This window comes from Streptomyces sp. NPDC058457, assembly GCF_042720695.1.
Lineage (GTDB): Bacteria > Actinomycetota > Actinomycetes > Streptomycetales > Streptomycetaceae > Streptomyces.
This window is the reverse complement of the sequence record NZ_JBHXLU010000020.1, coordinates 109,229-133,245: the sequence shown is the minus strand read 5'-3', so window position 1 is coordinate 133,245 and position 24,017 is coordinate 109,229. Positions and strand designations below refer to the sequence as shown.

Sequence of the window (24,017 nt, the reverse complement as noted above, 5' to 3'; positions counted from 1 at the left end):
GGTCAAACCTGTCACCCAAACCTGCAGCAGACCCGATCGACCCCGGCTTCGACCGCAGGGCTACCACTGAGGCGTCCGCGAGCGTCAAGTTGTTCAGCATCCGGCGCAGCGTCGAGGCGCAGGTGCCCGACCGGACCGCCCGGCTGGAGCGAGTGCTGCAGTATCTGGAAGAGACCGGACAGGTCGGGTCGGTGGACGAACCGGGGGCGTTCTTCAAAGGAGTCCTGCCCATGCAGTGGGGGCCGCTGCGGTCCGAGGGCGGCGGGTCGCTGGTCTACTTCGGCGGCCGGACCGAGCGGACGGTGCTTGGCCTCGGCGGGGCCGGCCACCATGTGCTCGGCGGAAGCCCGTCGCAGGCCCAGGAGTTCGTTCCGTCGTCGACCCCGGCGATAGTGGCCGGCCTCGCCGCGGCTTTCGCCGCCGATGGCGCCGGGACCCCTGAAAGCCCGCAGGGCATGCAGGGCGCCGAGCAGTCCGCACTGGCCTGGGTATACACCGCCGGTCGCCTGCTGCGCGGGACCCCAGCAATCCGTGGAGTTCGTCGCCCGCAGGCTGCTGTCGGGCCCTACGGCTACGGCTACGGCCGTCCAGTCTACGGTTCGGCCGGGCGGGAACCGCCCGAGCGGCGTCAGGCGTCGATCGGACGCAGCACCGCGTAGTACGCGAACGGCGGACCGTACAGCCGGGCGACCCGCAGCCCGGCTCCCTCCGCGAGGCTGATCAGCGAGGACGGCCGGATCTGATGCCGGTCGAAGAACTCGCCGACCACCAGCCGCCCGAGCGGCTTCAGCACCCGGCGCAGCTCGGCCAGCGTACGCGCCGGATCCGGGATCTCGCCCAGCGCCGTCACCAGGTAAGCCGCATCGAACGAGCCATCCGCAAAAGGAAGTTCATGTGCGTCGGCGCAGTTCGGCACGATGTTGTCGACGCCCTGCTCCTTGGCCCGGCGGCCCACGTGGTCGAGCATCTCCTGCTGGATGTCCAGGATGTCCAGCTGGCCGTTCGGGCCCAGCTGCGGTGCGACGTGCAGCGACTGCAGGCCGGTTCCGGGGCCTATCTCCAGGATCCTCTCGCCCTCCCGGGCCTGCAGCACGTGGTCCAGACGCTTCAGAGTCAGGAACGGCAGCGGCAGGTCGAGCAGCCAGCGCTGAGAGTACGGGTACGGCGCGGAGTCGGTGAACCACCAGGTGGCGACGGCGGCGGCAGCGCCCGCGCCGATCAATGCCCGCGATTGCCTCATAATTCCTCCCTAAATGTCCGATTTAGCCATCGAGGCATCTCTGATGGTCAATCAGTTGTGTTTGTGTGCAATCTGCTTGCGCCAGCGCCGACTTTGTCGGCAGTCGACCCGAGCGGGCCGAACGAACCGCCCGTGGACCGCCGTTGCGGCAGGCCGGGGACTTCCGAAAAGGACCGGACCGCAAGCGCCGATCACGTCACGAGCTCTTCCGCTCAGCGGCCCGGCCGAGGGAAGGTCCGGGTCGCGAGAACCGCGCAGGCCACCGCCAGCGGCAACTCGACGAAGACCGCCATCAGCACCGCCAGCTTGAAGTCCGAACCCGGGGCAGCCGTCATGGTGTCGAACCAGGCATCGACCAGCAGCAGGGCCGAGGTCGCGGCGGAGGTCAGGCAGGCCCGGCAGTCGCCGCGCCTGAGGAGCAGTCCGGTGGAGAGCAGGCCGAGCGCCTCAAAGCTGTCCAGACCCGTCCACGTCCAGGCCCAGTGCGAGGCCTGAGCGGTGGCCGGCAGCCCGGTGTACAGGAAGACCAGCCAGGGAATCATCGCCAGCCCGAGCACGGTGAGGACCGTGGCCGCCCGGCGAAGCGGCAGGGGGAACGTCGAAGCGGCGGCGGCCTTCGGAAGGATCCGCGGGACACCGGAGCCCGAACCGGAGGCGCCCGCAAGGTCCCAGATGCCGGCCTTGCCTAACGGGGCGCGCAGGGGTGAGGAGGGTTGGCGCATGGTTCTTCTCCAACGTTGGTCGTCGGCGTGGGGCGGTGGTGCCCGCTCAGTGGATGTGGATGCCGCCGTTGGAGGCGGCCACGGTGAGGGAGGCCGACGCGCCGTCGGAGTCCGGCAGGTCGATCTGCGGCGCGGAGCTGCTGCTGTGGGCGTCGATCCGGTAGCCGGTGCTCGAGGGCACCGCGAGGTCGACCGCGCCGTCGCCGGTCGTCATGGTGCACCGTCGGGCGGTGCGGCTTGAGGTATTGATCGTTCCACTCCTCGTCCTCGGGAAGGCCGGTGGCCTTCACCGGTGGTTCGCGGTGGCGCTGCGGTGCGGGGCACCTGCGCCGCCCCGCACCGACCATCTGCCCTCCAGCCAACAGCAGTTCGGCCGGGCCGGACACGTGGCCAGCCCACCGAACCGGGGTATGGATAACCCCCCTGTCAGTCCCAGCCGTTGTTGTCGGGCGGGGTGGTGGTGCCGGTGGTGTCGGCCGGGGCGGCAGCGGTCCGCGGCCGCGCGGCGGCGCTGACTCCGGATGCGATGGCGGGCGTGACGAGGGTGAGGGTGATCGCCGCCAGTGCGGCGGCGGCCGCGGCCACGAGGTTGGCCCGTCGTGCGTGGGTGTTCATGCTGCTGTTCCCCCGAATCGTGTGTTGAGAGTGATCCGCAGGCCGTGGTGTGCGAGTGTCTCGGTCCTGGTTCCCAGGTCCTTGATCGGCCTGCGATTCCATGGTGACGGGCTGTTGAGGACACGTGAGCGAATACCGGCGCCATGCTGTTGCCATGGCAGGGTGTTGCCGTCCCCTCGCCGAGGTAGAGGCTGAGCAGCACGGTGATCGAACCCGGTACGGTGGCCTGGCGCTCCACCGACTCCGGCACCGTCGGGGTCGCGGGCAGTAGCGCCTCGTCGCTCGGCAGGGTTGCGGACGATCAGCAGGCCGTCCGGCCCGGGATCGTGCCGGTACCGCCGGAGCGACTCGCGCAGGCGGAGCGGCAGCCGGGACGAGAGGCGGCGGGCCTCGTCCATCCAGACCCGGGTGCCCATCAGATGCGGTTCGGCCTCGACGAGTTCGCGGGCCAGCCGCAGCACCTCGGCGCACTCCGCGTCGGTCAGGGACAGGTCGGTGCTGCTGTCGGGCCATGTCGGACGCGGGGTCGGTGACGCGACGGTCATACGGGCGACCTCCTTTGAGCGTGTTCGCTGGATCTCAGCGGGGATCAATCGGACATGGCCACGAGCACGCGGCGCGATCCGGTGGACGGCCGGCGGCCGTGGCCGACCAGCACGCGAGGTCACGCTGTTCGCGGTGCTGCTCGGCGTCCGCCAGGGCCTGCTGCACCGCTACACCCGGCAGAACCGGTTCCTGATCGGTTGTCCGACCACCACCCGGATCAGCCCGGACACCCGCGAGGTGGTCGGCAACTACATCAACACCCTGGTGTTCCGGGCCGACCTCGCGCCGGGAAGCACCTTCCGGGAGGCAGCCACCGCCGCCGACCGCCAGGTCAGGTCCGGTCTCGGCAAGCTCGGTTACCCGTTCGAGCTGCTCACCCGGACGATGAACCGCCCGCGCACCGGCGGTGGCTGCTCGCTCTGCCGGATCACCCTCAACCTGATCGGCGCCCCGACCGGCGACCCGCTGCTGCTGCTGGACCCTGCCGACGGCGCCACCGCCGAGTTTGCCGGGCTGCAGCCGGCCCCCTACGAACTCCCATAGGCCCATGGGCAGTTGGATCTCGCGATCAACGTCCGGCAGAGCGCCGAGACGCTGGCCGTCGACTTCCGCTACGACGTGGACCTGTTCGACCCGAGCACCATCGAGCGGTTCGCCGGCTACTTCCCCCGCGCCATCGACGCGGCGCTGGCCGACCCCAAGTGGGCACCGCAGTTGCGCAGGACGATGATCCTGCCCGGCTGCGGGCGCTGGACCCAGCAGGAGCGACCGGCCGAAGTCGCCGCCGCACTGGCCGACTTCGCCTCCTCGCTGGACTCACCCCGGCATGCTCGCCCGGGTCGTCGACGGCGCACCGGCCGGCGCGAAGATCGTGCTGGTCGGCGTCTGCCTGCGCCCCGACACGGTCGACCCCGGGGTGGTGGCCGGCAGGGAGCTGGACATCCGCGGGTCGTTCGGCGGCAGCCCGGGTGAGTACCGCCAGACGCTGCGGGACATCGCCGAGGGCCGGATCGACGCCGGTGCCGTCATCACCGTCATCACCGGCGTCACCGTCATCACCGGCGTCACCGGCGTCACCGTCATCACCGGCGTCACCGGCGTCACCGTCATCACCGGCGTTACCGGCGTCACCGGCCTGGACGGACTGGCCGGGGCGATCGCCGAACTCGGCGAGCCGGAGCGGCACGCGAAGATCATCGTCGAACCCTCGCTGGTCGCCGGCTGATCGTCCGAACGACGGTGGCGTCCCCGGGATCTCCCGGGGGCGCCACCGTCGTTCGCGGCACGGGCGTGCTCAGTGGACCGTGATGCTGCCGCCCGTGGTCTTCACCACCACGCTGTGCGGCGCGTCCGTAGCGGTGTTCGGCAGCGAGACGCTCGGCGACCAGTGGGAGCTCTGCGCATCGACGTGGTAGGTGGCGTCGTGAGGCACCTTGAGGTCGACCCGGCCGTAGCCCGTGGTGACCTTCAGGGAGGCGGGTGCCGCCGTGAAGGAGGCGCTGACCGCGCCGTCGGTGGTGATCACCTCGGCGTTCGGGGCGCTGCTGTCGGCGAGGGTCACCGCGCCGTACTTGCTCCGCACGGTCAGCGGGCCGGACGACTGGTCCACCTCGACCCCGCCCAGCCCGGTGGTCAGATCCAGCCGGCCGGTCAGGCCCTTCGCCTGGATCCCGGCGTCCCCGGTGCTCACCTGCGCGGCCAGGCCGGCCGGCACCGTGATCTGCAGGTGCTCCGAGCAGTCGTCGGAGCAGCCGGCGGTGACCGTGACGTCCGACCCGGACCGGGTGACGGAGACCTGGGGGACATGGCCCGTGTAGCTGCCGCTCATGGCCACCGTGACCTGCGAGGAGCCGTCCTGACTCAGCGTCACGCCGAGTCCGTCGGCCTGGACCGTCACCTGGCTGGCGCCGGCCGCGTCCTGCTGCCAGTTGCCGCTGTACGGGTGGTGCGCCGGAAGCAAGGCGACCACACCCCAACTGGCCACGGCGACGACCGTGACGAGGACGGCCAGCCCTATGAGGAGGAATCCGCGGCGCATCCTCGGTGTGGTACTGATCTCAAGCTCCCAGGTAGCGCAGAACGGCGAGCACGCGGCGGTGGTCTCCCGCCTCCTGCTGCAGATCGAATTTCACGAAGATGCTGCGGATGTACTTCTCCACCGCCGCCGTGCCGATCACCAGATCGGCCGCGATCCCGGCGTTGGAACGGCCCCCCGCCATGGCCGTGAGGACCTCCCGCTCGCGCGGCGTCAGGGTGGACAGCGGATCCCGCTGCCGGCTGCCGGCCAGCAACTGCTTGACCACCTCCGGGTCGAGGACCGTCTCGCCCGCGGCGACCCGGCGCAGCGCGTCCACGAACTCCTCGGCGTCCGATACCCGGTCCTTGAGCAGGTAACCGACCCCGTTGTCATTGGTGTTGACCAGGTCGATGGCGTAGCGCTCCTCGACGTAGTGGGAGAGCACCAGGACGCCGGTCTCCGGCCAGCGGGCGCGTACCGCCAGTGCGGCGCGCAGGCCCTCGTCCAGGAAGGTGGGCGGCATCCGGACGTCCGTCACACAGGCGTCCGGCCGGTGTTCGGCCACCGCGCGCAGGAGTTGCTCCCCGTCGCCGACCGCGGCGACCACCTCGATCCCCTGTTCGCTGAGCAGCAGTTCGATGCCCTGGCGCAGCAGCGCGGAGTCCTCGGCCAGCACTACCCGCATGGCAATTCCACCTCGATCACGGTCGGTCCCCCCACCGGACTGCTGAGCCGGAACCGCCCGTCCACCCCGGACACCCGGTCCGCCAGACCAGTCAGACCCGTGCCGGCCGAGAGGTCGGCTCCGCCACGCCCGTCATCGCCGACTTTAACGTCCAACCGGGCGCCCTCCCGCCGGATCTCCACCCAAGCGCGGGTCGCATGAGCATGTTTGGCCACATTGGTGAGCGCCTCGGTCACCGTGAAGTAGGCGACCGCCTCGATGGTGGAGGAGGGGCGCGGCTCCACCAGGACGTCAAGGCGCACCGGCACCGGAGCCAGCGCGGCGACGGCGGAGAGCGACGCCTTCAGGCCGCGGTCGGTCAGCACCGGCGGGTGCAGGCCACGGGCCAGGTTGCGCAACTCGGAGATGGTGCTGAGGGTTTCCCGCCGGACGTCCTCGACCATCTTGTTGGTCTCGTGGTCACCGGACTTCTTCAACCGCGAGCTGGCCCGGCCCAGGGTGATCGACATCGCCACCAGCCGTTGCTGGGCACCGTCGTGCAGGTCCCGCTCGATCCGTTTGCGCTCCGCCTCGGCGGCGTCCACCACCCGGGCTCGACTCTCCGTCAGATCGTTGACCCGCTGCTCCAGTTCCATTCCGCGGGGCCGGGAGAGCAGTGCGACGGCCAGCGCGGTGTCCAGCGCCAGCAGGAGTTTGACGATCAGTGGGGAGAGGACCGCGCCGACCAGCAGTGCCACGGCCGCGACCAGCAGTGCCCGGGGCAGGGAATCCACCAAGAACGGCCCGAGCTGGGCCTGCCCGCCGGGCAGGCCCCGGTAGTAGGCCGGAAGCAGCACCAGGGTCAGCGGCACGGCCCAGATCAGCGCCACCCCGACCACGGTCACCACCGCCACCGGCATCAGCAGTACGAAGTAGCCGATCAGCCGCCAGGTGCAGGGGTTGTGGATGAGCGACTGCAGCGACTTGGCCAACCGCCACGAAGAGACCGGCGCCGGCAGCTCGTCGAGCTCCAGCCCGCAGGTCACGGCGAACCGGGCGCGCTCGACGGCGGCCAGCCGGAACAGCGCCCACCCCGCCGCCACCGTGAGCGGCAGGCCCACCAGGCCGGCCGGCGCCAGGCAGACGGCGACGACCAGCACGACCAGCACGGCCAGTCCCGCCAGCGCCACCAGACCGTCGAGTACCAGGTGGATCGACGCCTGCCACAGCACAGGGGAGGCCAGCGCGCGCAGCGGATTGCCCGGTACCACCTCGCGGGGTGGCCGGGCGTCTGTCCGGGCCTTGCCGGTGGCACGGCCGGCGATGTTCTCGGTCAACTGCTTCGGACCCGCTCTCGTGGGCAGTGAGGGCGGCGACCAGATCACCGTCCGCGCCTCGATTCGACAAGGGGACGGTACCCAACCCGACCACCCGTCGACAGCGAGGAGAGCCCACTAGCGGGGGGTAGGGTTTACCCCCCGTCCGGCCGGTGGGTTCACGCTGCCGACCCGGCACCGCCCGGTGCGACATCGTGGGGACATGACCGATCGACACTCGAACACCGCCGGCCGCCCCTGCCCGGCCGGCAGGACCGACGACATCGAGCAGTTCCTCGTGCACTACGGGGACACCATCGACGACCGGGTCGCCGAGATCGTCAAAGAGATCGTCGAAGAGGTCCTCGGCGAGCAGCTGAGGCGGTACCGGCGCGACGTTGTGCTGCCGGTCACCGTCGCGCTGCTGGCGGCCGCGGCCGTCTCGCTGGCGCTCATGTGGTGGAGCCCGTGGACAGTCCCCCTGGTGTGGGCCGCCACCTCCGTCATATGCGTGTCGCTGTCGCAGACCGCCCGGATCCCGCGCCGCTCGTAACGGGCCGCGGGCGTCCGGGCTGCGGCCGCCCCTCCGTGCGTACCCCTGACGCACGGCGGGGCGGCCGCGACCGAGTGCTCGGCCACGACCGCCCCGGACGGACGGCACCGGAGGCGGCCACGCGGTCCCACCCCGCTCCCGGCCCACGGCCTCCTCGATGGCCCGCTGCCACTCACCGGTCAGCCGGGTCCGCCCGGACAGCTCGGTGGCGATCAGGTGCCTGATCAGCTCCCGGCCCGTCACCGCGTTGGTTGTCGACTGCCACGATCCGAAGCGGCTCGCGGCCTTCTGGTGCGCGGTCCTGGGCTTCAAGGTGATCGACCGGAGCGAGGGCAAGGTCGAGATCGGTTCCTGGGAGCCGACCGTCGAGGAGGTCCGGGCCCGCCAGATGCCGCCCACCCTTTCGCCGCCTCACTCCACCTGCGGAGGAACAAGCCCATGCCCCACCTCGGAAGCACGGTGTATCTGCGTGCCCTCGCGGCCGCCGCCCTGAGCTCCCGGCCTGCGGCGACGCCCCGCCGTACGGCACCGGCCGAACGCGTCGTGATCGTCTCCGCCAGCATCGGGGCGGGCCACGACGGCGCCGCGCACGAGCTGCACCGCCGGCTCCGGGCGGCCGGCGTCACCGTCGACCGCTACGACCTCCTCGACCTGCTGCCCGCCCGGCTCGGCCGGACCGTCCGCGACGGTTACCACCGGATGCTCGTCCGGGCACCCTGGATCTACCAGCGCATCTACAGCAGCACCGAACGCGCCGGAGGCGGCGGCCCGCTGGCCCGCGCCCTGCTGCGCACCGCCGAGGACCGGATGCTGCGCGCCCTGCCCGCGGACACCGGCGCCGTCGTCTCCACCTACCCCGGGGCCAGCCATGTGCTGGGCAGGCTGCGGCTGGCCGGCCGCCTCGACGTGCCGGTGTTCACCTACCTCACCGACTTCTCGGTGCACCCGCTGTGGGTGGCCGACGGCGTGGACGTCCACCTCGCCGCCCACGCCGTGCCCGCCGCACAGGCCAGGGCCCTCGGCGCGGGCGACGTCCGGGTGGGCGGGCCGGTCGTCGACCCGCGCTTCAGACCCGCGCAGGAGGCCGAACGCGGCGCCGCCCGGGCGCGGTTCGGCCTGCCCGCCACCGCCCCGCTCGCCCTGCTGGTCGCGGGGTCCTGGGGCGTCGGCCCGGTCCGGCAGGTGGCCCTGGAGCTGCGCGACTGCGGCGCGGCCGTGCCGGTAGTGGTCTGCGGCCGCAATGAGGCGCTGGTCCGGCAGCTGCGTGAGGACGGCATCGAGCACGCCTACGGCTGGGTCGACGACATGCCCGGTCTGATGCACGCCGCCGACGTGCTCGTCCAGAACGCCGGCGGACTGACCTCGCTGGAGGCCTTCGCCACCGGCCTGCCCGTCGCCAGCTACCGCTGCATACCGGGCCACGGACCGGCCAACGCGGCCGCGCTCGACGAGGCGGGTGTCGCCGCCTGGATCCAGGACGCGGCCGAACTCAAGGACGTCCTCTGCGACTTGATCGACGGCCCGCGCGGCCTGCTGCAACGCGAGGCTGGGCTCGCCCTGTTCGCCGCCGCGGGCCGGGGACCCGCGGACGCGATAGCCCGCGCCTGCGGCGCCCGAGCATCACTCCCCGTCCCGCTCGCCGTGGCGCCTTGCGCCGTGGGCGGGGCGGGGGCCGGTGTGGGTGTTGCGCCTTGCGCCGCAGGTGGGACCGGAGCCGGTGCGGCCGTTGCGCCTTGCGCCGCAGGTGGGACCGGAGCCGGTGCGGCCGTTGCGCCTTCCGCCGCAGGTGGGACCGGAGCCCGTCCGGCCGTTGCGCCTTCCGCCGCACACAGGATCCGGACCCGTCCGACCCTACGGCGGCTCGCCGCCACCGCGGCCGCCGCCTGCACCGTCTGTGCGTGCGCGGTCGGCACCGCGGTCGCCACCACCGACACCGGCACTGGCGTGATGCATGCCATCGGCCGCACCCTCGACCTCGACGGCCCGCCGCACGCCCATCACCCGGAGGGCCACCGCTCGTGAGTGCCGCACAACTGCTCCGTACGACCGCCCGGCTCGCCCTCCCGGTGCTGGCCGCCGCGCACGCGGCCCCGGTGCTGTCCACCTTCGGCCCGCTGCGCAACCGTGCCATGCCCCGCCTTGCCGGCCGGGGCCGCGCGGATCACGTCGCGCTGACCTTCGACGACGGGCCCGACCCGCTGTCCACCCCGTTGTTCCTGCGTGCCCTGGAGGACCGGAAGATCACCGCCACCTTCTTCCTCCTCGGCTGCCAGGCGCGCCGCTCGCCCGGTCTGGTCCGCGAGATCGCCGCCGCCGGCCACGAGATCGGCATCCACGGCTGGCTCCACCGCCCCCTGCTGCTGCGCGGCCCGCGCGCCACGTACGACGACTTCGCCCGTGCCCGCGACACGGTCGGTGCCCTCACCGGCCGCACCCCGCGCCTGTTCCGGCCGCCCTACGGCGTGATGTCCACCGCCGCCCACCTCGCGGCCCGCCGCCTCGGGCTCACCCCGGTGCTGTGGACCGCCTGGGGCGAGGACTGGAGGGCCCGGGCCACCCCGGGGTCCGTCCACCGCACGGTCACCCGCGACCTGGACGGCGGCGGCACCATCCTGCTGCACGACTCCGACTGCACCTCCGCTCCGGGCGCCTGGCACTCGGCCCTCGGCGCCCTGCCACGGATCCTCGACACCTGCGAGGAGCGGGGTCTGTCGGTCGGGCCGCTGCGGGAGCACGGGCGGGCCGGGGGAGCGGACGGCTTGCGGCGCTGACGGCCGCCGCGGCGCCCGGTCAACGGGCGGCGCGCACCCCGTCCAGTGCGATGGCCAGCACCCGGTCGCGCTGGGCGTCGTCGACGAAGGTCGTCCCGGTGACGCCCGAGACCAGCCGCAGCAGGTCGCCGATGTCCATGTCCTTGCGCGCCACGCCCGCCTCCTGGGCCCGCTCGAACAGCGGGCCGCCCGCTGCGTAGAGCGAGTCCCGGCAGGCGTCGAAGATCTCGGACTCGCCGTCGAGGGCCTCGCGGATGGCCCGCTTGGTCACCATGTAGCCGGTGAACCTGTTCAGCCAGGAGGTGAGCGCCTCCCACGGCTCCAGCTCGGCGACCTCCTCGGCGACCCGGACCAGCTCGTTGACATCCTCCGCGTACACGCTCTCGAACAGCTCGCGGCGGGACGGGAAGTTCCGGTACAGCGTGCCGATGCCCACGCCCGCGCGGCGGGCGATGTCCTCCAGCGACGCATCGGCGCCGTGCTCGGCGAAGGCCTCGCGGGCCGCGGTGATCGACAAGGGCCGGTCGGCCGCCGAGGGCACACCGGCCGAACTCAAGCGGAGGATCGGGGGCGACCGGCTGGAGATCACCGTGAGCTCCGCCGCGATGGCCGGGCCGGCACAGGCGGCGCTGGCCCGGGCCTCGCGGGAGGGCATCGCCGCGCCCGTCGTCGACGGGCTGCGGGTGTCGGTGGGCCTGGAGACGCGCATCGCCGGGGTCGCCTCGGCGGCGACAGAGCTACGGCAGGCGATGGCGCATCGACAGCGGGTTCTTCAAGGCGGTCGAAGGCTTCCTGCTGCTGCTCGGCTTCGCGATGACCTGGCTCGGCTGTTTGTCGGGCTGCTGGTCCGCGAGCCCCAGGGGGTCAATGCGGTCGCGATGTTCGTGACCATGCCGGCGTCGTTTCTGTCGGCGACCTTCTACCCGGTCGCCAACCTGCCGGGGTGGCTGCAGTCCATCGCCCAGTGGAACCCGATGACCGTCCTGGCCACCGCTCTTCGGGAGCTGTGGGGGAACCCGACCGGCAACCTCGTGGATCCGGGGCTCCCGCTGCGGCACCCCGTCCTGTCGTCGGTGCTCATGCTCTCGGTCCTGCTGGTCGCCGTCGTCCCGCTGGCGACGCGGGCCTACGACCGGGCCGTGGCTGCGGGCTGAGGGGCTGCCGGTCAGCGTGCCCCGTCTGCAACGGCGGGCGGTCTCCAGCACAGTGTCCCGGGGCCTCTCAGACGCCCCGGGACATCCGTGTCGGCCCACGGGCGCCCTCAGCGCCCGGTGTGCGCACGCCAGGTGTCGTGCAGCCGGGCGAGGTGCTGGAAGCCGTCCACGACCTGGTCGGTCGCCACGCCGAAGTCCACCAGGCACGCGACCTCGTCCACGCCGGCGTCGGCGAGCTGCTTGAGCGTAGCCATGCACTCCTCGACGGTCCCGAACATGCCGCTGGTCTCGAAGTACCGGTCGAAGGCCTGGGCCACCAGGAAACGGCGGTCCTCCTCGCTCACCTTCTTCATCTCCCGCATCATCGCGGCGCCGTCGGCTCCCGCGGCCTCGGCAGCCTTGACCAGCAGGTCGAAGGAACTGGCGAGGTAGCGGGAGAACGGCTCGCGCACGGTCTCCCGTACGGCCTCGCGGTCAGTGCCTACGAAGGTGTGCAACATCACCGCCACGTGGGGGCGCCCCCCGTCGCCCTGGTGCTCCTGGTATGCCGCCCGGTACTCGGCGATCCGCTGTGCCAGCGTCCCGACCTCCTGGCCCAGCAGGTGGGTGAGGACGCCCAGGCCGTGCCGTCCGGCCAGTTCGAAGGTCGCCGGGGAGCCGCCGGTGGTCAGCCATACCGGCAGCTCGGGCTGAACCGGCGGCGGGAACATCGTCAGCGACACCGACTCGCCCGCACCGTCGACGAGTTCGACCGACTCACGCCGCCACAGCCGGCGAATCGTGTCGATCGTGTCCATCAGCGCGCTCTTGCGGGTCTCGTAGTTCTCCGGGCGCAGCGCGAAGTCGGCGGCGTGCCACCCCGAGGCGATCGCCACCCCCGCCCGCCCGTTGGAGAGGTTGTCGACGACCGACCACTCCTCGGCGATCCGCATCGGGTGGTGCAGCGGTGCCACCACGCTGCCGGCCCGCACGGCCACCCGCTTGGTCACCGCGGCGACCGCGGCGCCCGTGACCGCGGGATTGGGGTAGAGCCCGCCGAAGGCGTGGAAGTGGCGCTCCGGGGTCCACACCGCGGTGAAGCCGTGGTCGTCGGCGAAGCGCGCGCCCTCCAGCAGCAGCCGGTAGCAGTCCTGCTGCTCGGTGTCGTTGTTGGCGAAGTAGAAGAGGCTGAAGTCCATCCGCGTCTCCGGATCGTGTGCACGTGGTGTGCAGTTGAGTGAAGGAGGACGCCGGGTCGCCGCGCCTGACCACCCGGCGGGCCGAGACTGGCACGCTCCGTCGCGGCCACCCTGGCACCATGCGCGACATGGATCAAGACCGACCGCAGATGGTGCGAAGTGCCCTGTTCAACCGGCGCCGGGCCGCAGTTAGACGGACAATCGGGGCCACGGCGTGCTCGGTGCGGCGGTTGTTTGACTCCGACTCGGCACCCTGGCCCATAGTGGGTCGCGGTGGGACCGGAGGGTCCACATCATGCCCGCAGGAAGGACGACGTGATGACGAACCCGTTCGAGGACCCTGACGCGAACTACCTGGTCCTGGTCAACGACGAGGGCCAGCACTCGCTGTGGCCGGTCTTCATCGAGGCGCCGGCCGGCTGGACCTCGGTGTTCGGCGAGGCTGCGCGGCAGGAGTGCCTTGACTACATCGAGGCGAACTGGACCGACATGCGCCCCAAGAGCCTGATCGCTGCGATGGCCCAGAGCTGATCGGCCTACACCCCCGTCAGCACCCCCGAAGGCCGCTCCCCTCGTGGAAGCGGCCTTCGGGGGTGTCGCGACCGGGCGCCGACTCCTTACTGACTTCGGCTCGTCAGGGTGACGTTGGGGTGTCGAGGGTCAGGCCGGTGCCGGCCATGAAGTTCTCGAGGATCTCGGGCCGGTACTGCAGGCGCTTGAGCCGGTTGCGGACGAGGGCTTCGAGCCGGTCGAGGGCGACCACGGCGAGGTTGGCCAGGCTGCGCTTGACGTGTGCCCAGACCCATTCGACCGGGTTGAGGTCGGGTGAGCAGGCGGGCAGGAGGAAGACCGTCAGCCAGGTGCGCTCGGAGATCAACTCGCGCATGGCGTGGGAGACGTGGGTGTTCAGGCGGTCCCAGACCAGCACGATCGGCGCCTTGACGAGGTGGTGCACTCCGTCGACCAGGGCGATGAAGCCGCGCTCGCCCATGCTGCGGCGCCGGCCCTTGCCCGCCGGGTGGGTGCGCAGACGGTGGCACAGCCGGGTGCGCGAGCTCGGCCGCATGGCGATCAGTCCCGCCACGGACAGGCGTCCCGAGCGGCGGCCGCCGACGGTCCCGACCGGCGTGCAACCGCGCCGGCCCCAGGTGCGGCCTTTGGGCGGTCGGCGGGTGAAGCCTGCTTCGTCCTCGAAGCAGATGTGGCCCCCGCAGGCCGCCCGAGCTCTTTTACTTCCGCCCATGTCGCCTCCTTCCAGGCGGTGACGGCCCGCTCGTCACGCTCGGCCACCCGCCGAGCGGGCACCTGCGGGCTGAGGCCGAGCCGGTGCATCAGCCGCGTAGCGCCCGAGACGCTGTACGAGACGTGGAACTTGCGACCGATCAGCGTGGCCACCCGCGAAGCGGTCCACACCTGGTCGTCCACCCAGCCGTGCGCGGCCGGGCCCTGGTCCAGATACGCGGAGAGCTTCTCCAGGCAGCGCGCGGGGACAGACGGCACCGCGACCCGCTCGGGCCACGTGACGCCAGCGCCTCGACCCCGCCCTCGCGCCACAACTGATGCCACTGGTAGCCGACTTCGGACTCACCCGCAGACGCCGGGCCACCTCCGTCGGCTTGACCTCTTGCTCGAACAGCTCGGCGGCCTGCATCCGCACCGTCTCCCGGCGCAGCCGTCCCGCGGTGGTCAACCCGCCCCCATCCGCATATCTCACACCCCATCAGATACAGCCACCGCGACAAGCCCGTCAGGCGCGTCACAGGGCCAGGTCGGCGATCGCCTCGCCGCCGTCGGCGAGCATGACGGCCAGGTCGACCGCGATCCAGCCCGGATCGTGGCTGGTGCCGCGTGGACGAAGCCGGCGTAGGGCATCGCTGCTGGCAGATGGCTCCGGCGTTGATACCGCTGGTGGCCTGCGGGACGACCGTCCTCCTCTTCAGCTGGCACCGCCACCCCGTCGGCCCTCACCTGCAGTTCATCGGTTATGTGCTCAGCGCGGCCCAGTTCGCCGCGCCCGTGCTGGCCTTGTACCGGGCGATCCCGGCCTGGTGGGTGCCCATGCTGAGTGAAGCGGCCGTTACTGCCGCAGCGGCGAGTGTGCACTGCACCTGCCCCTGGAACCACGCATGGAACGGATCCGAACTCGCCCTGAAGGCCTGGGTGCTGTTCCTGGTCGTACTGCGGGCCGGGTCCACCGTCAAGACGCATGTGAGCCGGGTCCTGGGCAAGTTGAACAGCAGGGGTCGGATCCCCAGGCGACGATCTACGCCTATGAGACTGATCCGGTAGGCCTGAGCGGCTCCTGAGCCGCAGAGGCCCACCAGACAGGTCGGACGCTCCCCGGGACGACGACGGCGTTCTGGCCGCCGAAGCCGAACGAGTTGCTCACGGCCGGCGGCACCGGAACCTGCCGGGCCGCACCGTGGACGATGTCGATGTCGGCGGCGTCCGGGCCGGTGGAGCCGAAGTCGGCGGTGGGTGGGACCACCCCGTGGGCGATCGACAGGGCGGTGAGTCCGGTCTCGACCGCCCCGGCGGCACCCAGCAGATGGCCGGTGACCCCCTTGGTCGAGACGACCGCCGCGCCCCGTCCGAAGACCCGCTCGATCATCCGGGCCTCGATGTCATCACCCTGCGGAGTGCTGGTCGCATGCGCATTGACGAGGGTCACGTCCGAGGCCTGGACACCGGCGTCGGCGAGCGCCTGTCGCACGGCGAGTTCGGCCCAGTGCCCGTCGGGAGCGGGTGAGGTGAGGTGGTGGGCGTCGGACGTCGCGCCGTAGCCCATCAGTCGTGCGTAGGGGTGGGAGGGCGCCTTGAGTCGGTCGAAGGCGGTGACCGCCAGGGGTGGCACGGTGGCCTCGGTGCCGCCCGCCAGCAGCACGTCGCAGCGGCCCGCGCGGAGCAGGTCCAGGGCGTAGCCGAGAGCGGTGGTACCGGTCGCGCAGGCGGTGGCGACGCTCAGCGAGGGGCCGTGCAGGCCGAGCTCCATCGCCACCGTGCCGGCGGCGATGTTGCTGGTGGCCCGGGGAACGGTCAGCGGGTTGACCGTGCGCGGACCGCGGTCCCGCAGCCGCCGCCCCTGCTCCTCCCAGGTCGGCTGGCCGCCGATGCCGGTACCGAGGACGACACCCACCCTGGCCGGGTCCCAGCACCCGTCCGTCAACTCTGCGTCGGCGACTGCCGCGTGGGCCGAGGCGACGGCGAACCGGGTGAAGGCGTCCATCCGGCGGGCCTCGACGCCGAGGATCAGTTCGGGGTCGAAGCCGGTCACCGCACAACCGAAGTCGATGGTGAGGTTGGTCAGCCGCGGGTCGGCCGAGGCTGCGGGCTCCCCGGCGCAGACCGTCTTCCAGGTGGTGGCGGTGTCGACCCCGGCAGGCGTGACCATGCCGATTCCGGTGATCACCATCTCGGGGCGGCGAAGTCCCGTGACAGCGGCGCCGCTCATGCCGGCAGGACCGCGCCCTGCGCCTCCAGCAGCGCGGCGATGTCGGCCACGGTGGTTCGCGGAGTCAGGTTGTCCTCATCGACGGTGACGCCCAGGTCGTCTTCCAACTGGGCGCCCAGCTCGGCCAGCGAGAGCGAGTCGAGCTCCAACTCCGCGAAGGTCATGGTCGGTTCGATGTCACTCGGCCACCGCCTGAATGATGCGGCCGTTCGCCTGGTGCGGCACCAGGGCGTCGACCATCCCGGGGCTCCATCCGCAGTCCTTCAGCACCCGCGAGGCCGACAGCGCCATCTGCTCGACCGCCTGCAGGTGGACCTTGCGGCCGGCCATGCCGAACCAGCGCGGGCCGTCCGGTTGTTCGAGCTCGCCGGGCACCTGGATGAGGTGGTGGCCCGAACCGTCACCGCCGAGGTCGAACGCTGGCAGCGCGCCCTGGTCCGCGGTGGTGCCGCGGCGCAGCACCACCGCGCCCGCGCCGTCGCCGAAGATCACGGCCGTGCCGCGGTCCGTCGGGTCGTCGATCCAGGAGTAGATTTCGGACGCCACGATCAGGACGCTGTCGACGACGCCGCTGGTGATCAGGCCGTTGGCCACCGCGGTGGCGTAGACGAACCCGCTGCACACGGCGGAGATGTCGAACGCCGGGACCTGGCCCAGGCCGAGGCGGTGGGCGACCTCGGGCGCTGCGGCCGGGCACGGGCGGTCCGGTGTCGTGGTGGCCAGCACCACGCCGCCGACCGTTCGCAGGCCCGCCGAGCTCAGCGCGTTGGCGCCGGCCTCGCAGGCCAGGTCGCGCATTGACACCCCGGGGCCGCCCGGCGCCGTGCGGCGATGCCGGTGCGACTGCGGATCCACTCGTCGGTGGTGTCCAGCTGGGCCACCAGCGCGGCGTTGTCGATCTCGGTGCTGGGCAGGCAGGTGCCGAGGCCGGCCAGGACCGAGGTCGGCCGGTCGCGGCGGTCCCCGGACGATGAGGTGGACTCTGTCGTGGACATCGGGTCACGCGCCCCGCGGCGTCAGGCGGACCGGCAGGGACTCGGGGCCGTTGACGACGATCGATTCCAGCAGCTTCGGCTCTCCGGCCAGCTCGATGTCGACCCTGCTGTTGAGCAACTCGCCGAAAATAAGACGGAGTTCGGACTTGGCCAGCACGCTGCCGAGGCAGAAGTGCTCGCCGAAGCCCAGCGCCAGATGCCGGTTCGGCTTGCGCAGCACATCGAAGCGGTCCGGATCGTCGAACACCGTCTCGTCGCGGTTGGCCGACGGGAGCCAGAACACCACGCGGTCGCCGGGCTCGATCCGTTTGCCGTGGATCCCGATCGGCCTGGCCGCGGTGCGCATGATGTGGGTAGCGGTCGAGGTCCAGCGCAGCACTTCCTCGACGGCGGACGGCAGCAGGCTCGGGTCCGCCCGCAGGGTGTCCCACTGCTCGGGGTGCTGGAGGAAGGCGAGCATACCGCCGGCCGCTGAGATCCGGGTGTTCTCGGTGCCGCCGACGAGCAGGTTGTCGCAGTTCAGGATGATGTCGTCCGGGCTGAGCCGATCACCGTCGATGACGGCGGTGGCGAGTGCGCTCACCAGGTCGTCGCCCGGATTCGCCGCCTTCTCCTCCTGGAGATTCTCGAAGTACCCCATGATGTCGAGGTGGGCGAATCGGCGGGTCAGTGGATCGCCATCGGCGAATGCCTTGCTGGTGAGATCGTACAGATACTGCCAGTCCGACTCCGGAATGCCCATCATCTTGCAGATGACATACAGCGGAATGCGCGCGGCGATTTCGGCGACGAAGTCGCAGGACTCCTGGGCCAAGGCGCCGCCGACCACGGCGCGGGCAATGTCCCGCATTTCCTCTTCGAGTGTCCGGACCGATCGGACGGTGAACCACTCGTCCACCACGCCGCGCAGTTGGCGGTGGCGTGGCGGATCGGTGAGGGCCAGGGTGCGGCCGCCCCCGGGGTCGACTCCGTGGTCGGCGGGCCGCAGCAGGATTCCGTGTGCGGAGCTGAAGGTCTCGTGATCGCGGTAGGCGGTTCGCACGTCCTCGTACCTGGTCAGCGACCAGTAGCCGGGCAGTTCGGCCGGTTCGTGCCAGTGGGCCGGGTCGTTGGCGCGCAGCCACCGCCACTGCACAAAAGGGTCGCCATGTGAATAGAGTTCTGGATCGACCAGGTTGATAGGCGGTGGCGGCTCGATCGGCTTGCTTTCCACGCGATGCCTCGCAGGGGTCTAAGGGTTGATTTCACGGTGGCATGCTGTTTCGCACAGCGTCAAGGCTTGCCGAGCCGCCCGCTCCAGGTCGTCCGAGCGGCCTGTTCAAGTGCCGCAAAAGCGCACTTGAACACCGCTGCCGAGCGGTGTCCCGAGTCATTGAGGAATGTTGATCTCTTCAGCGCTGGGAGGCTAGGTTCCCTAGTCGGATGGAATTATTCCGGGCTGAGGTACGCCGAATCGTCGGCTGCCCTGTCGATGGTGTCGTTTTCCCTGGGAAGGAGGGGTGCAGATGACTGATGAGCAGTTGTTTCTGCGGTCCAAGGTCATAATCGAGCCGCTGGTGGACAGGTTTGTCGCCCAGCCGCACACCATGGCGCCGGTGCAGGCGGCGATGAACCTGGCGTTCCTGCATGTCCCGCTGCTCGAGTCGTACCTGCAGTCCCCGCAGGTGCATGTCGCGGCCAGCAACAATCCGGAGCTGCGCGGCGGTTATTTCATCAACATCCCGGAGGAGCGCGCCGATGAGGTGCGCGAGCTGCTCGCCGCCATCAAGCGGGACCGGGCCGACATGCTGAAGTTCGCCGAGGCGATCGCCGCCGGTCAGGAGATCCTGCGGGCCAACGCCACCGGCTTCGACCTGACCCCGCTCTACCCGAAGCTGCCGGAGGAGCTGGGTGGTCTGGTCGAGTTGGCCTACGACACCGACAACCAGGCGCAGCTGCGCTTCTTGGAGCCGGTGCTCTACCACAGCCCGTACTACCAGGAGTCGCGCCAGTCGGTGCAGCTCTCCTTCGAGACCGGCATCGAGCGCCCGTTCATCCTGAGTACCCCGCGGCTGCCCTCCGAGGACGTGCTGGAGCTGGACATCCCGTTCCGGCACCCCGGTCTGACGGAGCTGTTCAAGGCCCGCGTCAAGCCGACCACGCTGGCCCACCTGCGTGAGGCACTGGAGCTGAACGACGAGCAGGCGGCCGTGCTGCGCACCATGTTGAGCGAGACTCCGGCCCTGAACGAGGACCGCCACATCGAGTCCGGTGGCCGGATCCGCTACTTCGGCCACGCCTGCCTGGTGCTGCAGACCCCCGAAGCCGCCATCGTCACCGACCCGTTCATCAGCGCGGACAGCGACGCCGACGACCGCTACACCCTGGACGACCTGCCGGACTACATCGACCTGGTGCTGATCACCCACGGCCACCAGGACCACATCGTCATGGAGACCCTGCTGCAGCTGCGCGGCCGGGTCGGCAAGATCGTCTGCCCGCGCTACTCCCGCGGCAACCTGGCCGACCCCTCGATCGCGCTGATGCTCAAGCACCAGGGCTTCGACGTGGTGGAGGTCGACGACTTCGACGAGGTCGAGTTTCCGGGCGGCAAGATCACCGCCACCCCGTTCCTGGGCGAGCACTGCGACCTGGACATCCGCGCCAAGTCGACCTACTGGGCCGAACTGGCGGGCAAGAAGGTCTTCATCGGTGCCGACTCCTCCGGCATCGACCCCAAGCTCTACCGCTACGTCAAGGGCCACCTGGGCACCGCCGACTTCGCCTTCCTCGGCATGGAGTGCGACGGCGCCCCGCTCACCTGGCTCTACCAGGCACTGCTGACCATCCCGGTCACCAAGAAGATGAGCAACTCCCGCAAGCTGTCCGGCTCCAACGCCGAGCAGGCCGCCGCGATCATGGCCGAGCTGGGCGCCAAGGAGGCCTACGTCTACGCGATGGGCGAGGAGGACTGGCTGGGCCACGTGATGGCCACCACCTACACCCCGGACACCTACCAGATCAAGCAGATCGAGGAGTTCCTCGGCTGGTGCAAGGAGCACGATATCCCGGCCGGCCACTTGTTCAAGCAGCAGGAGTGGCGCTGGTAGCAGCCCGCGGTTGACCGCAGACCCCAGGCGAACCCCTCACCGAATTCCGCTCCCAGCCCCTGTTGGAGGTACTTCCATGGCTGTGCACGACATCGGCTATGTCGAGCTGTACACGAGAGACACGGTGACGGCCGTCGACTACTTCGTGTCCGCCATGGGGTTCACCCGGGTGGCCGACTCGGTTGAGCCGGAGCGGAGTTCGGTGCTCCTGCAGCAGGGTGGGGTTCGCCTGGTGGTCACCTCCGGGCGGGGGATCGTGAGGTTCCTGGAGCAGCACGGCGATGGCATCGCAGACATCGCGCTGATCTGTGACGACGTGGCGGCGACTGCCGCGGCGGCGGTCGCCGCCGGCGCCACGGTGACCCGTTCCCCGCAGGGCCTGCCGGTCGTGTCCGGATTCGGAGACGTCGTGCACACCCTGCTGCCGGCCGATTCTCTAGTGAACGGCCTTCCCACCGACCGCAGTTGGTCTCCCACACCCGGGGCCACCCCGGCGGTGGCAACCGGTCGGATGACCGGCCTGGACCACATCGCGGTCTGCCTTGAGGGCGGCACCCTGGAGAAGTACGCCGACTTCTACCGTGATGTCTTCGGCTTCTCCCGCTACTCCTCGGAGTATGTTGCGGTCGGCGCCCAGGCGATGGACTCCATCGTGGTGCGCAGCGACTCGGGAAGTGCCATCCTCACCCTGGTTGCACCGGACCCTGGCAAGGAGCCCGGGCAGCTCGACAACTTCCTGGAGCGCAACGGCGGCGAGGGGGTGCAGCACCTTGCCTTCCGCACCGGTGAGATCATCACCGCGGTGCACGAGTGCCGTGAGCGGGGTGTCGTGTTCCTCGACACACCAGACAGCTACTACGACATGCTCGGCGAGCGGCTCGGCGGTCTGCACGCCCAGGTCGAGGAGTTGCGCGAGACCAAAGTCCTGGCTGACCACGATGAGTGGGGTGACCTGCTGCAGGTCTTCACCCGCTCGCCCTACCCGCGCAACACGCTCTTCTTCGAGCTCATCCAGCACAACGGTTCGCGAGGCTTCGGCAGCGCCAACATCCGTGCCCTGTATGAAGCGGTGGAGCGCGATCGGCTGACTTCGTGATGGGTACCGAACGCCCCGAGACCACCGGCCTGTTCACCCTGAAGGACTACGAGGGAGCCGCCAGGGTCCGTTTCGACCAGGGGAGTTGGGACTTCATCGCCGGTGGCGCCGGCCAGGAGCGTACCCTGGCGGCCAATCTGGCGGCGTTCGACCGGGTGCGGTTGCGGCCGCGGGCGCTGTCCGGATCCGGGGCGCCTGACACCAAGACCACGGTGCTGGGGCGCAGTTGGCCGGTGCCGATAGCGGTGGCGCCGATGGCTTACCACACCCTGGCTGATCCGGAGGGCGAGGTGGCCACCGCGCGGGCCGCCGGCCGGGCCGGCCTGCCGCTGGTGGTGAGCACCTTCGCCGGCCGGACCTTCGAGTCCATCGCCGAGGCCGCCAGTGCGCCGCTCTGGCTCCAGGTGTACTGCTTCCGGGACCGCTCTACCACCCGGCAGCTGGTGGAACGGGCCGAGCGGGCCGGCTTCGAGGCGCTGGTGCTCACCGTGGACGCCCCCCGGCTCGGCCGCCGGCTGCGCGACCTGCGCAACGACTTCCGGCTGCCGGACGGGATGGTGCCGGCCAACCTCACCGGCGGCGACTACGCCTCCCCGAGCGCACACGCGCTCGCCGAGTTCGATCCCGCGCTCGACTGGTCGGTCATCGACTGGCTGCGTGAGATCAGTTCACTCCCGGTGCTGGTCAAGGGAGTTCTGAGCGGGGTCGACGCCCGGGCGGCACTGCGCGCCGGGGTCGACGGGATCGTGGTGTCCAACCACGGCGGCCGCCAACTGGACGGTGTCCCGGCCACTCTGGAAGTGCTCGCCGAGATCACCGCGGCGGTCGGCGGTGCGTGCCCGGTACTGGTCGACGGCGGCATCCGCCGCGGTGTCGACGTGCTGGCCGCCCTGGCACTGGGCGCTGACGCGGTGCTGCTGGGCCGTCCGGTGCTGCACGGCCTCGCGGTCGGTGGCGAGAACGGCGCGGCGCACCTACTTGAGCTGATCACCGAGGAACTGGTCGAAGCCATGGCACTCACCGGGACCCCGTCAATTGCCGAGGCGGGTCCTGCCCTGGTCGGCGTGGAACCCGAAGCCACCCCGGCGCCGAGCGCGGTTCGGACCACGCCGGCCGCTGGGCTGCGCAAGGCCGAGCTGCATGGCAGTGTCAGTGACCCGGTGCTGGACACCATGAACTTCCTCAACGAGGTCACCACCCGCTATCCGCAGGCGATCTCGTTCGCCCCCGGCCGCCCGTACGACGGCTTCTTCGACGCCGAGCAGATCTTCACCCATCTGCGGCGCTACCTTGACCACCTGGAGGCGCAGGGCGCCTCGCCCGGACAGGTGCGCTCCGCGCTCTTCCAGTACGGCCCGACCAGCGGCCAGATCCGTGAGCTGATCGCGGATTCGCTGCGCAAGGACGAGAACACCGACGTCGCCCCCGAGTCCATCGTGGTCACGGTGGGGTGCCAAGAGGCGATGTTCCTCGCCGTGCGGGCGCTGATCTCCGGACCCGAGGACGTGCTGCTGGTCTCCAGCCCCTGCTACGTGGGGATCACCGGCGCGGCCCGACTGCTGGACGTCACCCCGACCGCCGTGGCCGAGCGCGAGTCGGGCTTCGACTGCGCCGATCTGGAAGCGGCCATCCTGGCCGAGCGGGCCCGCGGCCGCCGTCCCCGGGCGTTCTACGTGATCCCCGACCACTCCAACCCGTCCGGCACCACAATGCCGCTGCAGACCCGGCTCGACCTGCTCGACCTGGCGCAGCGCCACGACATCCTGGTGCTGGAGGACAGCCCGTACCGGATGGTCAGCCCGGGGCAGCAGTTGCCCACGCTGAAGTCCCTGGACCGCCACCGGCGGGTGGTGCAGCTGGGATCGCTCTCCAAGACGCTCTTCCCCGGCGCCCGGGTCGGCTACGTGGTGGCCGACCAGACGGTGGTGGATGCCGACGGCCGCACCGGCCTGCTGGCCGACGAGCTCGCCAAGATCAAGAGCATGATCACGGTGAATACCTCGGCCGTCAGCCAGGCCGTGGTAGCGGGCATGCTGCTCGCGGCCGACGGTCGGACCTCCGAGCTGAACAGCGAGACCGCCGCCTACTACGGCGACGCGATGCGGGTCACCCTGGAGGAGCTCGCCAAGCAGTTCCCGGCCGCCGAGCGGAACGCCCTCGGGGTGCGCTGGAACGAGCCCACCGGCGGCTTCTTCCTCAGCCTCACCGTACCGTTCCAGGCCGACAATGCGGCGCTGATCCGCTCGGCCGAGGAGTTCGGTGTGATCTGGACCCCGATGTCCTACTTCTATCCGGACGGCGGTGGCGAGCACGCCGTCCGGCTGTCCGTCAGCTACCTGACGCACCAGGAGATAGCCGACGGGACGGAGCGGTTGGCGCACTTCATCAAGTCCCAGTCCCAGACGGCCCGCGACTGAGCCGTCCGCGCCCGAACCCGAGGGAGCCACCCATGCCGGCGCCCACCCGCACCTGCTGGTCGATCACCGAGGCGCTGCTTCTGCCCAAGCTGATCAGGCTCGGCCCCACGCTGTACGGGGCGTCATTCACCCTGCTGAAACTGCTCCCCGCCTGCCACATCCTGCGACGCGCGCAGGAGCGCGGCGAGTGAGG

General features: G+C 70.8%; 29 protein-coding genes and 2 pseudogenes. 14 read left to right on the top strand and 17 right to left on the bottom strand.

What is annotated here, in order from left to right:
- On the top strand, window positions 1-659 hold a 659-nt coding region (locus ACFWPS_RS18670), incomplete at its 5' end, for a DUF7019 family protein (protein ID WP_383706340.1).
- Here the strand turns inward: ACFWPS_RS18670 and ACFWPS_RS18665 are convergent.
- The 5 genes from ACFWPS_RS18665 to ACFWPS_RS18645 form a co-directional block, all read right to left on the bottom strand.
- A complete protein-coding gene (locus tag ACFWPS_RS18665; protein WP_383706338.1) occupies window positions 629-1,240 on the bottom strand; it encodes a class I SAM-dependent methyltransferase in 612 nt (203 codons plus the stop codon). The two genes, ACFWPS_RS18670 and ACFWPS_RS18665, sit on opposite strands and share 31 nt — an antisense overlap.
- A gap of 212 nt (window positions 1,241-1,452) precedes the next feature.
- Window positions 1,453-1,962 (bottom strand): hypothetical protein, encoded by a 510-nt coding sequence (locus ACFWPS_RS18660; RefSeq protein ID WP_383706337.1) that lies wholly within the window; start codon window positions 1,960-1,962, stop codon window positions 1,453-1,455.
- A 46-nt stretch (window positions 1,963-2,008) separates the two neighbouring features.
- Window positions 2,009-2,176: a hypothetical protein gene (locus ACFWPS_RS18655; protein WP_383706335.1), complete on the bottom strand. Its 168-nt coding sequence runs from the start codon at window positions 2,174-2,176 to the stop codon at window positions 2,009-2,011.
- 212 nt (window positions 2,177-2,388) lie between these two features.
- A complete protein-coding gene (locus ACFWPS_RS18650) occupies window positions 2,389-2,577 on the bottom strand; it encodes a hypothetical protein (RefSeq protein ID WP_383706333.1) in 189 nt (62 codons plus the stop codon).
- The gene (locus ACFWPS_RS18645) at window positions 2,574-3,122 is read right to left on the bottom strand and encodes a hypothetical protein (protein ID WP_383706358.1); all 549 of its coding nucleotides are present in this window, start codon (window positions 3,120-3,122) and stop codon (window positions 2,574-2,576) included. Before ACFWPS_RS18645 ends, ACFWPS_RS18650 begins: the two co-directional genes overlap by 4 nt.
- On the opposite strand from ACFWPS_RS18645, the gene ACFWPS_RS18640 reads away from it, so the two are divergent.
- Both ACFWPS_RS18640 and ACFWPS_RS18635 read left to right on the top strand, forming a co-directional pair.
- Window positions 3,073-3,666 carry a condensation domain-containing protein gene (locus tag ACFWPS_RS18640; protein WP_383706356.1) on the top strand — a complete coding sequence of 198 codons (594 nt, stop codon included), beginning with the start codon at window positions 3,073-3,075 and terminating at the stop codon, window positions 3,664-3,666. The genes ACFWPS_RS18645 and ACFWPS_RS18640 overlap by 50 nt on opposite strands.
- Before the next feature lie 283 nt (window positions 3,667-3,949).
- Window positions 3,950-4,348, top strand: coding sequence for a hypothetical protein (locus ACFWPS_RS18635; RefSeq protein ID WP_383706331.1), 399 nt, complete (start codon window positions 3,950-3,952; stop codon window positions 4,346-4,348).
- A 69-nt stretch (window positions 4,349-4,417) separates the two neighbouring features.
- On the opposite strand, the gene ACFWPS_RS18630 is transcribed toward ACFWPS_RS18635, so the two are convergent.
- From ACFWPS_RS18630 to ACFWPS_RS18620, 3 genes are read right to left on the bottom strand one after another with little or no spacing between them, the layout of a single operon-like run.
- Window positions 4,418-5,161 carry a DUF4097 family beta strand repeat-containing protein gene (locus ACFWPS_RS18630; protein ID WP_383706329.1) on the bottom strand — a complete coding sequence of 248 codons (744 nt, stop codon included), beginning with the start codon at window positions 5,159-5,161 and terminating at the stop codon, window positions 4,418-4,420.
- Window positions 5,162-5,180: 19 nt separating this feature from the next.
- Entirely contained in the window at window positions 5,181-5,825 is a 645-nt protein-coding gene (locus tag ACFWPS_RS18625) for a response regulator (RefSeq protein WP_383706327.1), read from the bottom strand.
- A complete protein-coding gene (locus tag ACFWPS_RS18620; RefSeq protein ID WP_383706325.1) occupies window positions 5,816-7,141 on the bottom strand; it encodes a sensor domain-containing protein in 1,326 nt (441 codons plus the stop codon). The genes ACFWPS_RS18625 and ACFWPS_RS18620 overlap by 10 nt, the downstream gene beginning before the upstream one ends.
- 202 nt (window positions 7,142-7,343) lie before the next feature.
- Here ACFWPS_RS18620 and ACFWPS_RS18615 point away from each other — a divergent pair, with 202 nt between their 5' ends.
- From ACFWPS_RS18615 to ACFWPS_RS18600, 4 genes and pseudogenes are all read left to right on the top strand, one after another.
- Entirely contained in the window at window positions 7,344-7,673 is a 330-nt protein-coding gene (locus tag ACFWPS_RS18615) for a hypothetical protein (RefSeq protein ID WP_383706323.1), read from the top strand.
- Between the two features lie 223 nt (window positions 7,674-7,896).
- Window positions 7,897-8,076: pseudogene (locus ACFWPS_RS18610) on the top strand (VOC family protein); the annotation flags it as partial.
- Between the two features lie 35 nt (window positions 8,077-8,111).
- A complete protein-coding gene (locus ACFWPS_RS18605; RefSeq protein WP_383706321.1) occupies window positions 8,112-9,695 on the top strand; it encodes a glycosyltransferase in 1,584 nt (527 codons plus the stop codon).
- Window positions 9,692-10,444, top strand: a complete 753-nt coding sequence (locus tag ACFWPS_RS18600) for a polysaccharide deacetylase family protein (RefSeq protein ID WP_383706319.1) — start codon at window positions 9,692-9,694, stop codon at window positions 10,442-10,444. Before ACFWPS_RS18605 ends, ACFWPS_RS18600 begins: the two co-directional genes overlap by 4 nt.
- Window positions 10,445-10,463: 19 nt before the next feature.
- Here ACFWPS_RS18600 and ACFWPS_RS18595 read toward each other — a convergent pair whose 3' ends face one another.
- Window positions 10,464-10,961: a TetR/AcrR family transcriptional regulator gene (locus tag ACFWPS_RS18595; protein WP_383706317.1), complete on the bottom strand. Its 498-nt coding sequence runs from the start codon at window positions 10,959-10,961 to the stop codon at window positions 10,464-10,466.
- On the opposite strand from ACFWPS_RS18595, the gene ACFWPS_RS18590 reads away from it, so the two are divergent.
- A complete protein-coding gene (locus ACFWPS_RS18590; RefSeq protein ID WP_383706315.1) occupies window positions 10,951-11,598 on the top strand; it encodes an ABC transporter permease in 648 nt (215 codons plus the stop codon). The two genes, ACFWPS_RS18595 and ACFWPS_RS18590, sit on opposite strands and share 11 nt — an antisense overlap.
- A gap of 107 nt (window positions 11,599-11,705) precedes the next feature.
- Here ACFWPS_RS18590 and ACFWPS_RS18585 read toward each other — a convergent pair whose 3' ends face one another.
- Window positions 11,706-12,776, bottom strand: coding sequence for a MupA/Atu3671 family FMN-dependent luciferase-like monooxygenase (locus ACFWPS_RS18585; protein WP_383706313.1), 1,071 nt, complete (start codon window positions 12,774-12,776; stop codon window positions 11,706-11,708).
- A gap of 318 nt (window positions 12,777-13,094) precedes the next feature.
- Between ACFWPS_RS18585 and ACFWPS_RS18580 the strand changes: the two genes are divergently transcribed.
- A complete protein-coding gene (locus ACFWPS_RS18580) occupies window positions 13,095-13,307 on the top strand; it encodes an MbtH family protein (RefSeq protein WP_383706311.1) in 213 nt (70 codons plus the stop codon).
- A gap of 103 nt (window positions 13,308-13,410) precedes the next feature.
- Here ACFWPS_RS18580 and ACFWPS_RS18575 read toward each other — a convergent pair whose 3' ends face one another.
- Entirely contained in the window at window positions 13,411-14,019 is a 609-nt protein-coding gene (locus ACFWPS_RS18575; RefSeq protein ID WP_383706309.1) for a transposase, read from the bottom strand.
- Window positions 14,020-14,081: 62 nt separating this feature from the next.
- Window positions 14,082-14,171: pseudogene (locus ACFWPS_RS18570) on the bottom strand (winged helix-turn-helix domain-containing protein); the annotation flags it as partial.
- A 453-nt stretch (window positions 14,172-14,624) separates the two neighbouring features.
- Here ACFWPS_RS18570 and ACFWPS_RS18565 point away from each other — a divergent pair.
- Complete coding sequence (locus ACFWPS_RS18565; RefSeq protein WP_383706307.1) at window positions 14,625-15,065, top strand: hypothetical protein; 441 nt, start codon at window positions 14,625-14,627, stop codon at window positions 15,063-15,065.
- Here the strand turns inward: ACFWPS_RS18565 and ACFWPS_RS18560 are convergent.
- From ACFWPS_RS18560 to ACFWPS_RS18540, 5 genes are read right to left on the bottom strand one after another with little or no spacing between them, the layout of a single operon-like run.
- Window positions 15,046-16,227, bottom strand: coding sequence for a beta-ketoacyl-[acyl-carrier-protein] synthase family protein (locus tag ACFWPS_RS18560; protein WP_383706305.1), 1,182 nt, complete (start codon window positions 16,225-16,227; stop codon window positions 15,046-15,048). The genes ACFWPS_RS18565 and ACFWPS_RS18560 overlap by 20 nt on opposite strands.
- On the bottom strand, window positions 16,224-16,391 hold the full coding sequence (locus ACFWPS_RS18555; RefSeq protein ID WP_383706303.1) for an acyl carrier protein: 168 nt from the start codon (window positions 16,389-16,391) through the stop codon (window positions 16,224-16,226). The genes ACFWPS_RS18560 and ACFWPS_RS18555 overlap by 4 nt, the downstream gene beginning before the upstream one ends.
- 13 nt (window positions 16,392-16,404) lie before the next feature.
- Window positions 16,405-17,025, bottom strand: a complete 621-nt coding sequence (locus tag ACFWPS_RS18550; RefSeq protein ID WP_383706301.1) for a hypothetical protein — start codon at window positions 17,023-17,025, stop codon at window positions 16,405-16,407.
- Entirely contained in the window at window positions 16,986-17,222 is a 237-nt protein-coding gene (locus ACFWPS_RS18545) for a hypothetical protein (RefSeq protein WP_369221115.1), read from the bottom strand. The genes ACFWPS_RS18550 and ACFWPS_RS18545 overlap by 40 nt, the downstream gene beginning before the upstream one ends.
- A gap of 4 nt (window positions 17,223-17,226) precedes the next feature.
- Window positions 17,227-18,357, bottom strand: coding sequence for a cytochrome P450 (locus ACFWPS_RS18540; RefSeq protein ID WP_383706299.1), 1,131 nt, complete (start codon window positions 18,355-18,357; stop codon window positions 17,227-17,229).
- Window positions 18,358-18,727: 370 nt separating this feature from the next.
- Here ACFWPS_RS18540 and ACFWPS_RS18535 point away from each other — a divergent pair, with 370 nt between their 5' ends.
- From ACFWPS_RS18535 to ACFWPS_RS18520, 4 genes are all read left to right on the top strand, one after another.
- Window positions 18,728-20,311, top strand: coding sequence for an MBL fold metallo-hydrolase (locus ACFWPS_RS18535; protein ID WP_383706297.1), 1,584 nt, complete (start codon window positions 18,728-18,730; stop codon window positions 20,309-20,311).
- Between the two features lie 76 nt (window positions 20,312-20,387).
- Complete coding sequence (hppD, locus tag ACFWPS_RS18530) at window positions 20,388-21,407, top strand: 4-hydroxyphenylpyruvate dioxygenase (RefSeq protein WP_383706295.1); 1,020 nt, start codon at window positions 20,388-20,390, stop codon at window positions 21,405-21,407.
- The gene (locus ACFWPS_RS18525; protein WP_383706354.1) at window positions 21,407-23,824 is read left to right on the top strand and encodes an aminotransferase class I/II-fold pyridoxal phosphate-dependent enzyme; all 2,418 of its coding nucleotides are present in this window, start codon (window positions 21,407-21,409) and stop codon (window positions 23,822-23,824) included. Before hppD ends, ACFWPS_RS18525 begins: the two co-directional genes overlap by 1 nt.
- Window positions 23,825-23,856: 32 nt before the next feature.
- The gene (locus ACFWPS_RS18520; protein WP_383706293.1) at window positions 23,857-24,015 is read left to right on the top strand and encodes a hypothetical protein; all 159 of its coding nucleotides are present in this window, start codon (window positions 23,857-23,859) and stop codon (window positions 24,013-24,015) included.
- Window positions 24,016-24,017 lie beyond the last annotated feature (2 nt).

Coding starts and splice junctions, on each gene's coding strand:
- ACFWPS_RS18665 (WP_383706338.1), bottom strand. CDS start 1,240: ATGAGGCAATCGCGGGCATTGATCGGCGCGGGCGCTGCCGCCGCCGTC.
- ACFWPS_RS18660 (WP_383706337.1), bottom strand. CDS start 1,962: ATGCGCCAACCCTCCTCACCCCTGCGCGCCCCGTTAGGCAAGGCCGGC.
- ACFWPS_RS18655 (WP_383706335.1), bottom strand. CDS start 2,176: ATGACGACCGGCGACGGCGCGGTCGACCTCGCGGTGCCCTCGAGCACC.
- ACFWPS_RS18650 (WP_383706333.1), bottom strand. CDS start 2,577: ATGAACACCCACGCACGACGGGCCAACCTCGTGGCCGCGGCCGCCGCC.
- ACFWPS_RS18645 (WP_383706358.1), bottom strand. CDS start 3,122: ATGACCGTCGCGTCACCGACCCCGCGTCCGACATGGCCCGACAGCAGC.
- ACFWPS_RS18635 (WP_383706331.1), top strand. CDS start 3,950: ATGCTCGCCCGGGTCGTCGACGGCGCACCGGCCGGCGCGAAGATCGTG.
- ACFWPS_RS18630 (WP_383706329.1), bottom strand. CDS start 5,161: ATGCGCCGCGGATTCCTCCTCATAGGGCTGGCCGTCCTCGTCACGGTC.
- ACFWPS_RS18625 (WP_383706327.1), bottom strand. CDS start 5,825: ATGCGGGTAGTGCTGGCCGAGGACTCCGCGCTGCTGCGCCAGGGCATC.
- ACFWPS_RS18615 (WP_383706323.1), top strand. CDS start 7,344: ATGACCGATCGACACTCGAACACCGCCGGCCGCCCCTGCCCGGCCGGC.
- ACFWPS_RS18605 (WP_383706321.1), top strand. CDS start 8,112: ATGCCCCACCTCGGAAGCACGGTGTATCTGCGTGCCCTCGCGGCCGCC.
- ACFWPS_RS18585 (WP_383706313.1), bottom strand. CDS start 12,776: ATGGACTTCAGCCTCTTCTACTTCGCCAACAACGACACCGAGCAGCAG.
- ACFWPS_RS18580 (WP_383706311.1), top strand. CDS start 13,095: ATGACGAACCCGTTCGAGGACCCTGACGCGAACTACCTGGTCCTGGTC.
- ACFWPS_RS18575 (WP_383706309.1), bottom strand. CDS start 14,019: ATGGGCGGAAGTAAAAGAGCTCGGGCGGCCTGCGGGGGCCACATCTGC.
- ACFWPS_RS18560 (WP_383706305.1), bottom strand. CDS start 16,227: ATGAGCGGCGCCGCTGTCACGGGACTTCGCCGCCCCGAGATGGTGATC.
- ACFWPS_RS18555 (WP_383706303.1), bottom strand. CDS start 16,391: ATGACCTTCGCGGAGTTGGAGCTCGACTCGCTCTCGCTGGCCGAGCTG.
- ACFWPS_RS18550 (WP_383706301.1), bottom strand. CDS start 17,025: ATGCGCGACCTGGCCTGCGAGGCCGGCGCCAACGCGCTGAGCTCGGCG.
- ACFWPS_RS18545 (WP_369221115.1), bottom strand. CDS start 17,222: ATGTCCACGACAGAGTCCACCTCATCGTCCGGGGACCGCCGCGACCGG.
- ACFWPS_RS18535 (WP_383706297.1), top strand. CDS start 18,728: ATGACTGATGAGCAGTTGTTTCTGCGGTCCAAGGTCATAATCGAGCCG.
- hppD (WP_383706295.1), top strand. CDS start 20,388: ATGGCTGTGCACGACATCGGCTATGTCGAGCTGTACACGAGAGACACG.
- ACFWPS_RS18525 (WP_383706354.1), top strand. CDS start 21,407: ATGGGTACCGAACGCCCCGAGACCACCGGCCTGTTCACCCTGAAGGAC.
- ACFWPS_RS18520 (WP_383706293.1), top strand. CDS start 23,857: ATGCCGGCGCCCACCCGCACCTGCTGGTCGATCACCGAGGCGCTGCTT.